This is a genomic window from Rhodococcus aetherivorans (assembly GCF_025722975.1).
Taxonomy (GTDB): Bacteria; Actinomycetota; Actinomycetes; order Mycobacteriales; family Mycobacteriaceae; genus Rhodococcus; species Rhodococcus aetherivorans.
The window spans coordinates 1,868,736-1,880,843 of record NZ_CP106982.1 but is presented as its reverse complement, the minus strand read 5'-3'; the positions used below and the strand labels follow the sequence as shown (position 1 = coordinate 1,880,843).

Annotated in this window: 12 protein-coding genes and 1 riboswitch; of the genes, 6 read left to right on the top strand and 6 right to left on the bottom strand. The window is 72.2% G+C overall.

The features are described from left to right. Window positions 1–3: 3 nt before the first annotated feature. Window positions 4–525 carry a helix-turn-helix domain-containing protein gene (locus OCS65_RS08600; RefSeq protein ID WP_231772586.1) on the bottom strand — a complete coding sequence of 174 codons (522 nt, stop codon included), beginning with the start codon at window positions 523–525 and terminating at the stop codon, window positions 4–6. A 148-nt stretch (window positions 526–673) separates the two neighbouring features. Here OCS65_RS08600 and OCS65_RS08595 point away from each other — a divergent pair, with 148 nt between their 5' ends. Continuing rightward, entirely contained in the window at window positions 674–1,459 is a 786-nt protein-coding gene (locus OCS65_RS08595) for an aldolase (RefSeq protein WP_231772585.1), read from the top strand. 65 nt (window positions 1,460–1,524) lie between these two features. After that, window positions 1,525–2,406 carry a dihydrodipicolinate synthase family protein gene (locus tag OCS65_RS08590; protein WP_231772584.1) on the top strand — a complete coding sequence of 294 codons (882 nt, stop codon included), beginning with the start codon at window positions 1,525–1,527 and terminating at the stop codon, window positions 2,404–2,406. A gap of 79 nt (window positions 2,407–2,485) precedes the next feature. On the opposite strand, the gene thiG is transcribed toward OCS65_RS08590, so the two are convergent. The 3 genes from thiG to thiO all read right to left on the bottom strand — a co-directional run bounded on the left by thiG (window position 2,486) and on the right by thiO (window position 4,549). Beyond that, entirely contained in the window at window positions 2,486–3,280 is a 795-nt protein-coding gene (gene thiG, locus OCS65_RS08585) for a thiazole synthase (protein ID WP_269151823.1), read from the bottom strand. Next, window positions 3,273–3,488 (bottom strand): sulfur carrier protein ThiS, encoded by a 216-nt coding sequence (thiS, locus tag OCS65_RS08580; RefSeq protein ID WP_029545344.1) that lies wholly within the window; start codon window positions 3,486–3,488, stop codon window positions 3,273–3,275. Before thiS ends, thiG begins: the two co-directional genes overlap by 8 nt. Beyond that, window positions 3,485–4,549 (bottom strand): glycine oxidase ThiO, encoded by a 1,065-nt coding sequence (gene thiO, locus OCS65_RS08575; protein WP_006938214.1) that lies wholly within the window; start codon window positions 4,547–4,549, stop codon window positions 3,485–3,487. Before thiO ends, thiS begins: the two co-directional genes overlap by 4 nt. After that, window positions 4,549–4,661, bottom strand: a riboswitch (TPP riboswitch). (Overlaps the previous gene by 1 nt.) 26 nt (window positions 4,662–4,687) lie before the next feature. On the opposite strand from thiO, the gene thiE reads away from it, so the two are divergent. After that, the gene (gene thiE / locus OCS65_RS08570; protein WP_006938213.1) at window positions 4,688–5,377 is read left to right on the top strand and encodes a thiamine phosphate synthase; all 690 of its coding nucleotides are present in this window, start codon (window positions 4,688–4,690) and stop codon (window positions 5,375–5,377) included. Window positions 5,378–5,471: 94 nt separating this feature from the next. Here the strand turns inward: thiE and OCS65_RS08565 are convergent, their stop codons facing one another. Next, the gene (locus tag OCS65_RS08565; RefSeq protein WP_006938212.1) at window positions 5,472–6,323 is read right to left on the bottom strand and encodes an NUDIX hydrolase; all 852 of its coding nucleotides are present in this window, start codon (window positions 6,321–6,323) and stop codon (window positions 5,472–5,474) included. A 128-nt stretch (window positions 6,324–6,451) separates the two neighbouring features. On the opposite strand from OCS65_RS08565, the gene OCS65_RS08560 reads away from it, so the two are divergent. From OCS65_RS08560 to OCS65_RS08550, 3 genes are read left to right on the top strand one after another with little or no spacing between them, the layout of a single operon-like run. After that, the gene (locus OCS65_RS08560) at window positions 6,452–7,813 is read left to right on the top strand and encodes a hypothetical protein (RefSeq protein ID WP_006938198.1); all 1,362 of its coding nucleotides are present in this window, start codon (window positions 6,452–6,454) and stop codon (window positions 7,811–7,813) included. Continuing rightward, entirely contained in the window at window positions 7,810–8,775 is a 966-nt protein-coding gene (locus OCS65_RS08555) for a glutamate ABC transporter substrate-binding protein (RefSeq protein WP_029545345.1), read from the top strand. The genes OCS65_RS08560 and OCS65_RS08555 overlap by 4 nt, the downstream gene beginning before the upstream one ends. 8 nt (window positions 8,776–8,783) lie before the next feature. Next, on the top strand, window positions 8,784–11,111 hold the full coding sequence (locus tag OCS65_RS08550; RefSeq protein WP_006938196.1) for a serine/threonine-protein kinase: 2,328 nt from the start codon (window positions 8,784–8,786) through the stop codon (window positions 11,109–11,111). Window positions 11,112–11,192: 81 nt separating this feature from the next. Here the strand turns inward: OCS65_RS08550 and OCS65_RS08545 are convergent, their stop codons facing one another. Next, window positions 11,193–12,062 carry a DUF559 domain-containing protein gene (locus tag OCS65_RS08545; protein ID WP_231772890.1) on the bottom strand — a complete coding sequence of 290 codons (870 nt, stop codon included), beginning with the start codon at window positions 12,060–12,062 and terminating at the stop codon, window positions 11,193–11,195. Window positions 12,063–12,108: the final 46 nt, after the last annotated feature.

Sequence of the window (12,108 nt, the reverse complement as noted above, 5' to 3'; positions counted from 1 at the left end):
CGATCAGTGGTTGTCGTTGCACGCGACGACGAGGACCTCGGCGTCCACCGGGCCGGTGCTGCGGAGCCGATGATCGAGGGAGGCGTCGAAATAGGCGCAGTCGCCGGAGTCCAGGGTGACGATCGTCCCCCCGTGGTCGAGTTCGATCGATCCGGAGACGACGAACACGAACTCCTGGCCGCTGTGCTCGGGGTGCGGGTCGTCGGCGAAGTCGCGTCCGGGCCGGACGACGAACGGGGACATCGCTTTCCCCAGCATTCCCGCGGCGACGGGGTGGTAGCGGTCCGCCCCGGCCCGGGCGGGGGCGCGCTCGATCGTCATCCGCGAACGCGACGCGTCGTCCGCGAACAGCTGCCCGACGTCGACGTCGAGGGCGCGGGCGATCCTCATCGCCACCGCGATCGACGGTGTGCTGCGCTCGCGCTCGATCTTGGACAGGTAGCTCTTGGTCAACCCGGTCTGCGCCGCGAGGGCCTCGAGCGTGAGCCCCCGCTCCTTGCGTAACGCTCGCACCAGCGCGGTCACGGCCCCGTCCTTCCGTCGTCACCCCTCACACGGCGAGTCTACAAAGTGTCCTGTCGAGGGCTCTCCCGACGAAAGTAGCTGTATATGACACAAAGTGTCCTATAGTCTCCCTCGTGTCCACCACAGTCGAGATCGAGGAGGCCGATCGATGTCCGGGACGTTCACCGCTACGAAAGCGGAGTTGATGCACCAGGCCCAGGCCCGCATGCGGACCCACCTTGCGGAGTCCGGCTGGACGACGCGCCAGAAGCTCGCCCTGACCTGCCGAATCCTGTTCGACGCCGGGCACGACTCCGGCCTGGCGGGCCAGATCACCGCCCGCGCCGAAGAACCGGGGACCTACTACACCCAGCAGCTGGGCCTCGGGTTCGACGAGATCACCGAGGACAACCTGCTGTTGGTCGACGAGGATCTCCAGGTTCTCGACGGCTCCGGGATGGCCAATCCCGCCAACCGGTTCCACAGCTGGATCTACCGCGCGCGCCCCGACGTGCAGTGCATCGTCCACACCCATCCGTTCCATGTCGCCGCACTGTCCATGCTCGAAGTCCCGCTCGTGGTGTCCCAGATGGACATCGCGCCGCTCTACGACGACTGCGCCTTCCTCCCCGCCTGGCCCGGCGTGCCGGTCGGCAACGAGGAAGGCGAGATCATCACTGCCGCGCTCGGTTCGAAGAAGGCGATCCTCCTGGCCCACCACGGCCACGTCGTCGCCGGGGCCGGCATCGAGGAGGCGTGCTCGCTCGCCGTGCTGATCGAACGCGGCGCCGAGCTGCAACTCGCCGCCATGGCGGCCGGCACGATCGCCGAACTTCCGGCCCGGCTCGCGCGAGAGGCGCACGACTGGACCCTCACCCCGAAACGCAGCCAGGCCAACTTCGCCTACTACGCACGTCGCGCCCTGGCCCGGCACCCGGACGCGATCGCCGGCTGAGCGCCCACCGGCCCCCGGCGAGGTTGCTCGCCCCCGCTTTCACGAGACGAAAAGGATTCTCTGCCTTGACCACACTGGAAGGCATCATCGCCTACCCGATCACCCCGTTCACCTCCGGCGCCGATGCGACGGTCGACACCGGCGCGCTCACCGCGCTCGTCGACCGCCTCGTCGGGGAGGGTGTGCACGCCGTCGCCCCACTCGGCAGTACCGGCGAGAGCGCCTATCTCACCGAGAAGGAGTTCGACACCGTTCTCGACACCACGATCGCCGCCGTCGCCGGCCGCGTCCCCGTCGTCGTCGGAGTGTCCGACCTGACGACGGCGAACACCGTCCGCCGGGCCCGTCGCGCGCAGACGGCGGGCGCCTCGGCCGTCATGGTGCTCCCCGTGTCGTACTGGAAGCTCACCGATCGCGAGATCACCTGCCACTACGCCGCCGTCGGTGCGGCGATCGACATTCCCGTCATGGCGTACAACAACCCCGCCACCAGCGGCATCGACATGAGCCCGGAACTGCTGGTGTCGATGTTCGACACCATCGACAACCTCACCATGGTCAAGGAGTCCACCGGCGATCTGTCCCGGATGCAGCGCATCGCCGAGCTCAGCGAGGGCCGCCTGCCGTTCTACAACGGCAGCAACCCGCTCGTGCTCGAGGCGCTGAGGGCCGGGGCGTCCGGCTGGTGCACCGCCGCGCCGTGCCTGCGGCCCGAGCCGTGTCTCGCGCTGTACACGGCCGTCGAGGACGGCGACCTCGCCCGCGCTCAGGCCCTGTACGCCGAACTGCGGCCCCTGCTCGAGTTCATCGTCGCCGGCGGCCTCCCCACCACGATCAAGGCGGGCCTCGGCATCCTCGGCTCGGACGTCGGGGATCCCCGAGCGCCGCTGCTGCCCCTCGAACCCGAGGGAAGAGCCACCCTCGCACGGCTGCTCTCCGCCGCCTGACGGCGCGTGTGGTGCCGCGGCCCGTCCGGCACCACACGCACGTCGAGCGACCACCCGGTCACCGTCCCCTCGGGTCCCCCTACGGTTCGAGCGGCGAGGAGGCCTGCGCCCAGAACCGCTTCGGGATGCGGCCCGCGTGCCGGGCCCGGAAGCCCGCCTCGACGGCGTGCCGCATCGCCGACGCCATGAGCGCCGGGTCCTTCGCCCGCGTCACCGCGGTCGCCAGCAGCACCGCGTCGCACCCGAGTTCCATCGCGAGCGCGGCGTCCGAGGCGGTGCCGATGCCGGCGTCGAGGATCACCGGCACCCCGGCGGCCTCGACGATCATCTCGATGTGGTGCGGGTTGGCGATGCCCAGTCCGGTCCCGATCGGCGAGCCGAGCGGCATCACGGCGGCGCAGCCGACGTCCTCGAGCCGTCGCGCCAGCACCGGATCGTCCGTGGTGTAGGGCAGCACGACGAACCCGTCGTCAACGAGCTGCTCGGCGGCGGAGACGAGTTCGATCGCGTCGGGCAGCAGGGTGCGTTCGTCGGCGATGACCTCGAGCTTGACCCAGTCCGTCCCGAGGGCCTCGCGCCCGAGTCGGGCGGTGAGCACCGCCTCGGCGGCGCCGCGGCAGCCGGCGGTGTTGGGCAGCGGCGCGATGCCGAGGCGGCGCAGCAGATCGAGCACGCCGGTCCCGGACGCCGCGTCCACGCGGCGCATCGCCACGGTGGTCAGCTCGGTGCCGGAGGCGACGAGCGCCTCCTCGAGCACCGCGAGGTTGGCGGCCCCACCGGTGCCGGTGATGAGCCGCGACGAGAAGGTCCGCCCGGCGATCGTCAGCGGCGGCAGGTCGTGGCCGGGGTCGCGGCCGGTGTTGCGCTCAGCCACCCTGCACCGCCGTGAGAACCTCGATCTGCCAGCCCTTTTCGACGCGTTCGGACCAGCGCCCCCGCGGGAACACGGCACCGTCCACGGCGACGGCGACGCCCTTGTCGGGCAGACCGAGTTCGCTGAGCAGTTCGGCCATCGTCGGCGCCTGCGCGAACCAGCGCTCCTCCCCGTTGACCGTGACACCCACCGTCGGCGCACCGTTCATGACCTTTTCCCCTTCGAGAATCGTTGTGGATCAGCATGTTTCGAGACAGCGAGGGGTTCGTCCGCGAGCTCCGCGACCACCGCGTCCGCGGTGACCGGGGTCAGCAGCACCCCGTTGCGGCCATGCCCGGTCGCGGCGATCACCCGTTCGGACAGCCGGCCGATGAGCGGCAGATTGTCCGGGCTCATGGGCCGCAGCCCGGCGCTCGCCTCGTGCAGTTCGTACTCGCCGATCGCCGGGAACAGCGCCTCGGCGTCGGCGATCAGGTCCCGCACCCCCGCGACGGTGACCTGCGTGTCGTCGGCCTCGTACTGGGTCGCGCCCACGACGAGGCCGTCCGCGCGCGGCACCAGGTATGCCGGCCGGCCGTGCACACTGCCGCGGACCGTCCGGTGCGGGGCGGGCGCCGCACCCGGGCGGGTCCGCAACCGCAGGATCTCCCCCTTGACCGGCCGCACCGGCAAGCCCGGCCACAGGCGGGCCGACGCCGCGCCCGCCGCGAGCACCACCCGGTCGGCGTCCAGGTCCGCGACGTCGCGCACCGGCACATCGACGAAGGCCACACCGGCCTCGGCGACGGCCCGCCGCAGCGCATCGACGAGGATCCGGTTGTCCACGGCCAGCTCGTCCGGGGCCAGCAGGCCCAGGCGGATGCGCGGCCCCAGCGACGGCTCGAGCTCGCGCACCTCGGCGCGACCGAGCACGCGCATCTCGTGCCCCTGAGCCGAGACCCACTCGGCGATCGTGCGCAGATCGGCCGCGTCGGCCGCGTCCAGCGCGACGGTCAGCGACGCGTCGGCGGTGAACAGGTCCAGTCCGGTCTCCCGCAACAGCTCGGCGCCGAACTCCGGCCAGCGGGCCAGCGACGCCGCGCCCAGTTCGAGGACGTGTTCCTCCCCCGGCCAGCCCTCCGACAACGGTGCCAGCATCCCGCCGGCCACCCACGACGCCCCCGCCCCCGGGGACGGGTCGTGCACGGTCACGGTCCAGCCGGCACGGGCCGCGCGCCACGCGATCGACAGCCCGATCACGCCTCCGCCGACGACGGATACGGTTCCCACAGTTCGTCCACCTCACTCCCTGCGCCGGCATGATCCGGTTCAGGTGCTGACGGTCGGGGCCGGCAGGCCCCCTCTCAGCCCCGCGATCCCCGGGACTCCCGTGTCGATTCGTTCAGTGCAGAGACTACCGTCTTCGCCGTGACTACCTACCGCGGCAACCATCCCGCCCCCCGGGAACGCCTCGCGCAGGCCCGGCTCTACCTGTGCACCGACGCCCGTCGCGACACCGGAGACCTGGCCCGATTCGCGGAGGAGGCCCTCGCGGGCGGAGTCGACATCGTCCAGCTCCGCGACAAGGGTTCGGCGGGCGAGAAGAAGTTCGGCCCGCTCGAGGCCCGCGAGGAACTCGCGGCACTCGAGGTGCTGGCGGCGGCGTGCCGCCGGCACGGTGCGCTGCTGGCCGTCAACGACCGTGCCGACATCGCGCTCGCCGCGGGCGCCGACATCCTGCACCTGGGTCAGGGCGACCTGCCGGTGCGATACGCCCGGCAGATCCTCGGCGAGGAGATCGTGATCGGCCGGTCCACCGGCAGCCGCGCGCAGGCGAGCCTGTCCGACATCGAGGAGGGCGTCGACTACTTCGCCCACGGGCCGGTGTGGTCCACCCCCACCAAGCCGGGGCGCACCCCGGCGGGACTCGAGGTACTGCGGGAGGTGGCCCGGTCGCAGCCGCAGCGGCCGTGGTTCGCGATCGGCGGCATCGACGCCGAGCGGCTGCCCGAGGTGCTCGCCGCCGGCGCCACCCGCATCGCGGTGGTCCGGGCCATCACCGCGGCACCGAATCCGCGGGCCGCGGCGGCGGCGCTGAAAGCCGCGCTGCCCGGCTGACCGTCCGCTGGAGCCGGCCCGCCGTCCGGCAGTCCGCTGGAGCCGGCCCGCCGGCCGGCAGTCCGCTGGAGCCGGCCCGCCGGCCGGCAGTCCGCTAGAGCCAGCCCAGGACCGTCGACGGCGACAGGGTCGGCACGTCCCCGGGCAGCCGGGCGCGCAGTCCCCGGTCGGCCGTCACCACCACGGTGAGCACCTGGTCCAGCACGGCCGACGTGCCCGTCGCCAGGGAGGCCAGCTCGTCGTCCCCGCTGCCGACGGCGGTGTGCACCGGGGTCCGGTCGTCGTGGATCACCGCCGCGCGGGCCTGCCCCTCGAGGACCGCTTCGATGCGGCTCACCCAGCCGAAGCACCCGTCGGGCAGCTCGACGGTGCGGGGCAACGCCTCCGCCAGCTCCGCGAGCAGTCGTGCGGTGGCGCCCGGGCGGTCACGCCACCAGCCTGTCGGCCGCGACCCGAGGACGTTGGCGGTGTCGAGCAGCATCCGCACCGCACGGGTCCGCAGGTCCGGCCAGGCCGCCGCGAACCCGGTGTGCAGCGGCATGGTCTCGACGTCGGCCTCCGGCACCCAGCGCAGTTCGGTGCTCTCCCCGTTGAGGGTCGTCTCCATCGGGCTCGGGGTGTCCGCGACGACCGTCGTGTACGTCCACCCCCCGGCCACCCCGGAGGTGACCCGCTCGGTGCGCACGCTCAGCGCCGCCGGGTCGATCCCGGTCTCCTCGTTCGCTTCCCGCACGGCCGCGGCGACGGGACTCTCGTCGCTGTCGCGGGCGCCGCCGGGCAGCGCCCACGTGCCGCCCTGATGGCTCCACGCCGCGCGGTGCTGCAGCAACACGGCCGGCGTGCCGTCGGGCAGCGGCGCGCGCAGCAGCAATCCGGCCGCGCCGAATCTGCCCCACCGGCGATCACCGTCGGGTCCCACGGCCCAGCCGTCCCCGTCACCTCGCATCGCGTCCGCCTCCCTGCCGCCCGGCCGCCGACCGCGAGCCGGGCGTCCACCGTCCTCGGACGGCAACAACATCCCGTTACTGCTTATATGCTCGCCACACACAGTGCCACATCGGAAGGGGTGCTCTCGTGGACGTGCGCGTGACCCCCACGCTCGGTGCGGTGGGGAGTCGCCTCCAGCGTAACGACGTGCCGGCCGCCGCGACCGCCCACGCCGGCCCCTCCGACGAGGTGCGCGACCTGCTGCGCTCCACCCCCGCCAAGCTCGTCACCCTCGGTGTGCTGCTCGCCGTGCTCCTCCTCGTCTCCGGGGTCGCGGCGGGCCAGACCGTCACCGGCCGCAAGGCCACCCACGATCGGTTGCTCGCCACCACCGAACCGCTCGCCGATGCCGCACAGAACCTCTACAGCGCGCTGTCGGTCGCGGACGCGGCGGCCGCCACCGGCTTCATCTCCGGCGGCATCGAGCCGAAGGAGGTCCGCGACCGCTACGCCCAGGCCGTCGGCGAGGCGTCCGCCCAGCTCGTCGCCGCCGCCGGCGGGATTCCCACCGGCGACCGTGCGGGCACCCGGCTGCTGTCCGGCATCGCCGAACGCCTCACCGTGTACACGGGCCTGGTCGAGACGGCGCGGGCGAACAACCGCGTCGGCAACCCGGTGGGTGCCGCCTATCTCGGCGAGGCGTCGAACCTGATGCAGTCGGCGCTGCTGCCGATGGCGCAGGAGCTGTACACGCAGAGCGTCTCGGCGGTCTCGTCGACGCAGCGCGCGTCGGTGCAGCCACCGTGGACGTCGATCGGTCTGCTGCTGGTGACGGTCGTCGCGCTCACCGCGGTGCACGTCATCATCTCCCGGATCAGCCGTCGCACCCTCAATCCCGGTCTGCTGCTGTCGATCGCGGCGACGGGAATCCTGCTGTGCTGGCTGCTCGTGGCCGGACTGATCTCGTCGAGCGCGACCGAGCGGGCGATCGTGCACGGGGCCGAACCGCTCGGGGTGTTCACCGACAGCCGCATCCTCGCGCAGCAGGCACGCACCGCGGAGACCCTGCAGCTCGTGCGCCGCGACGCCACCGGCGAGTACGACGCGACGTTCGACCAGAGCATGTCCCGGCTCGGCGAGCTGCTCGCCGGGTATGCGTCCGGCGAGGAGGTGGAGATCGTCACCGATCCCGCCGTGCGTGCCGCCGAGGCACGCACCGCATGGCTGGCGTCGCACAACCGCATGCAGGCCGCGCTCGACCGCGGGGACTTCCCGGCCGCCGCGATCCTCGCGACCGGTCCCGGCCCCGACGAGGCCGTCGCCCAGTTCGCCACCCTCGACCGCGCCCTCGAACGCGGCATCGACCTCGCCCGCGCCGAACTGCGCGGCAACGAGGACCGCGCCGCGCAGACCCTGTCCGCGCTCGCCCCCGCCACGACGGCGTTGACGGGGCTGGCGCTGCTCGGCATCGTCGTCGGGCTGTGGCCGCGCCTGCGGGAGTACCGGTGAACGTGCGTCGTCTCGTCGCCGCGACGGTCGTCGCCGTCGCCGCATTCACGGGCGGCTGCGCGACCTCACCGCCGGAGATCCTCGCCGACCCGGACCCGTCCTACACCGAGCCGCCCCTGCCGGAACGCGCCACCGTCGCGCCCAGTGCGGCGCCCGTCCCCCCGGAACCGGACTGCGGCGACCCCACCGCCGGCCTGCGTCCCGACGGCGCGACGACCGGACCGACCCTCGACGCGATCCGGGCGCGCGGCCGGCTCGTCGTCGGGCTCGACACCGGCAGCAACCTGATGAGCTTCCGGGATCCGGCGACCGGCCGGATCACCGGATTCGACGTGGACGTCGCGCGGGAGATCGCGCGGGACCTGCTCGGCAGCCCGGACCTGCTCGACTTCCGGATCCTCAGTTCCGCGGACCGCGAGCAGGCCCTGCAGGACTCCACCGTCGACATCGTCGCCAAGACGATGACGATCACGTGTGCCCGCCGCGAACGGGTCGACTTCTCCACCGTCTACTTCCGGGCCCAGCAGCGCGTCCTGGTGGTCAAGGGGTCCGACGTCCGCGACGTCGCCGACCTGGCGGGCCGGCGGGTGTGTGTCGTGCAGGGAACCACGTCGCTCGACCGCCTCCGGCGGCTGCAGCCGTCCGCGGCGATCCTCACCGTCCCGACGTGGGCGGACTGCCTCGTGGTGCTGCAGCAGCGTCAGGTGGACGCGGTGAGCACCGACGACACGATCCTCGCCGGCCTCGCCTCGCAGGATCCGTACCTCGAGCTGGTCGGGACGTCGATCGGCAGCGAGCCGTACGGCATCGGCATCGCCAAGGGCCGCGAGGACCTGGTGCGGTTCGTCAACGGCACCCTCGAGCGGATCCGTCGCGACGGGACGTGGACGCAGCTCTACAACCGCTGGCTCCTCGTCCTCGGACCCGCCCCGGCGCCGCCGACCCCGACGTACGTGGACTGAGAGGCCGCATGTCCGACACCGAACACGACCCGGGCGCGGCGACGCAGCGCAGCGCCCCGCCGGACGGCGGGCCCGCCACCGAGCGCAGCGCCGCGCCGGAGACGGGACCCGCGACGCAGCGCAGCGCCCCGCCGGAAACCGCACCCGCCGCCCAGCGCAGCGCCCCCTCCCGGGGCAGCGTCCCGTCGCAGCGGTCGTCGCGGCGGTCCCGGCCGCGCGTGCCCTCGCGGCGGCGCCTCGCCGGGCTCGTCGACATCCCGGTCCCCGCACCCGTCGACCCGGCCTCCGTGGTGCTCCCGGATCCGCACGTGGCCGAGGGCAAGCGGTTCTGCTGGAAGTGCGGCAAGCCGGTCGGCCGCAGCACGCCGAACGGACCGGGCCCCACCTCCGGGCGCTGTCCCTCGTGCGGCACCCCGTTCGAGTTCGTCCCGATGCTGCCGCCCGGCGCCATCGTCGGCGGGCAGTACGAGGTGCAGGGCTGCCTCGCGCACGGCGGGCTGGGCTGGATCTACCTCGCCGTCGACCGGAACGTCAGCGACCGGTGGGTCGTGCTCAAGGGCCTGCTGCACTCGGGCGACGCCGAGGCGCAGGCCGTCGCCGTCGCCGAGAAGCAGTTCCTCGCCGAGGTGACGCACCCGAGCATCGTGAAGATCTTCAACTTCATCGAGCACCCGCGCCCGGACGGCACCCCGATGGGCTACATCGTCATGGAATACGTGGGCGGGCATTCGCTGCGCGAGGTGCTCGACAGCTGTCCCGAGCCGGCCCGGATGCCCGTCGAACAGGCCATCGCGTACGTCCTCGAGATCATGCCGGCGCTGAGCTACCTGCACTCGATCGGACTCGTCTACAACGACCTCAAGCCCGAGAACATCATGGTCACCGAGGAGCAGCTCAAGCTCATCGACCTCGGGGCCGTCACCGGCGTCGAGGACTACGGCTACCTGTACGGCACGCCCGGCTACCAGGCGCCGGAGATCGTGCGCACGGGCCCGACCGTCGCCACCGACATCTACACCGTCGGCCGGACCCTGGCCGTGCTCACCCTCGACATGCCGTGGCAGCAGGGCCGCCTGGCCGACGGCCTGCCCACCCCCGAGAAGGCACCGCTGCTGGCGGAGTACGAGTCGTACCACCGGCTGCTGCTGCGGGCGACCGACGCCGATCCGCAGCAGCGGTTCCGGTCGGCCGACGAGATGGCGAGCCAGCTGACGGGGGTCCTGCGGGAGATCCTGTCGCAGCAGACCGGCGAGGAGCATCCCGGCCTGTCGTCGGTCTTCAGCCGCCAGCGGACGACGTTCGGGACGGACGAGGCCGTCGGACGCACGGATTCGATCGTCGACGGCGTCGCGCGGGACGAGAACCTCTCGGCCCGCGACGTGGCGGCGGCGCTGCCGGTGCCGCTGCTCGACCCCAACGATCCGAGCGCCGCGCTGCTCGCCGCCGCGGTGCACAGCGAGCCCCAGCAGACCCTCGACTCGCTGCGGCACGCGCGCGACAACGGGCTCGAACGCGTCGTCGGCACCGCGGACGTCTCGTTCTCCCGCGAGATCACCCTCGCGGAGGTGCGCGCCCATCTCGACCTGGGCCACGGCACCCGCGCCGCGGAGATCCTGCGCAAGCTCGAACGCGACCTCGGCGCGGACTGGCGCATCGACTGGTATGCCGGACTGGCCGAACTCGTCAACGGCGAATTCGAGTCCTCCTTCGGCAGATTCGAGAAGGTACTCGCGGCGATGCCCGGCGAGACCGCACCCAAGCTGGCGCTCGCCGCAACCGCGGAACTCATCCTGCAGCACTGGGAGAGCGACGATCCCGAGGCCTGGCGCCGATTCTGCGAGAACTACTACCGCACCGTGTGGCGCACCGACCACAACGTGGTCAGCGCGGCGTTCGGCCTCGCCCGGCAGCTCACCCGCCGCGGCGACCGGGCCGGTGCGATCGCGGCGCTCGACCAGGTACCCGCGAGTTCCCGGCACCACGCCGTCGCCCGCATGACCACGGTGCTGATCCTGTTGCACGACAGGCCGATCGACGAACTCGAGGAAGCCGACCTGCGCGAGGCCGCGCGCCGGGTGGGGACGTTGTCGCCCGACGAGAGCCGGTTCCTGCAGATGCGCACCCTAGTGTTGTCGACGGCACTCGACTGGGTGCGCGCCGGCCACTCCGCCCGCCGCGAACTCGACCCGATCCTCGACGTCCCCTTCACCGAGAAGGGACTTCGCGCCGGCACCGAGTCCGGCCTGCGCGCCCTCGCCCGCAACGCCCCCGCCCGCACCCACCGCTACACCCTCGTCGACCTGGCCAACGCCATCCGCCCCCGCAGCATCCTGTAGCCCGTCTCCGCGCCGAACGTTGAAGGGGTCGTTATGAAGACATCGGGCGAGTAGCACTCCCGACAACCGCCCCTTCGCGCGTCACCAACGGGCACCAGCCGCGTCCAAAGCTCGGCGGACACGTTCGACAACGATGTGCGGCCGTTCCCTGAGGAGCACGGCGCCCACCCGCACAACTCTCCAACCGTTCTCCTCGAGGACCGCATATCGATCGATGTCCCGCGCTCGCTGCCGCCGGTCGGTCCAGTGGTGCTCACCGTCGTATTCGACGATCACCTTCCACCGTCCCCATCCCATGTCCGCTCTCGCCAGGAATCGTCCGGAGCCGTCTCGGATGATCAGCTGCGTTTCGGGCGCAGGCAGCCCGTGTCGAACGAGCAGGAGGCGAGTTCGCGTTTCGGGTGGAGACTCGGCTCCACCGTCGACGACGGCCAGCACGCGCCGGAGCTGTGCCACGCCCCTGGCGGCTCCGCGCCTTGCCGCCACGTCGAATACGTCCGTCACCGGCAACCCCGTGGCGTTGCACAGGGCGTCCAGGGTTTCCACGGCGTGGTCGAAGCCGAGCGCGCGACCGAGATCGAACGCGGTGCGTGCCGGGGTCGTGACAATCAAGCCGCCGATCGTGCACACCTCGTGTGCGGCCAGGTCGGCCTTCCGCACGAGGATTGCCTTGGGCGCCCGCACATGAGCACCGAACGCCAACTCTGGGGGCACTTCGTCGTCGATCCATCTGGTGCCGTGCACCGCCGCGGCCGACATGCCGGCAAGTACGCCTTTCCGTCCCGACCACAGCCACGCCGCGTGCGCACGGCCGACCGCGTCGAGCACGGTGCCCTTCGATACGTACACATTGCGATGGATGCGATCGAACCGGCAGCGCAGATCGTGAGCAGTGACCCGGCCCGAAGCCACAGCTTCCGTGCCGAGGAAGGGTCGACCGGAGAAAGTCATGCGCGCAGCATGCTGGTCGCGCCGCGGCCGGGAAAGCCCGCTCACG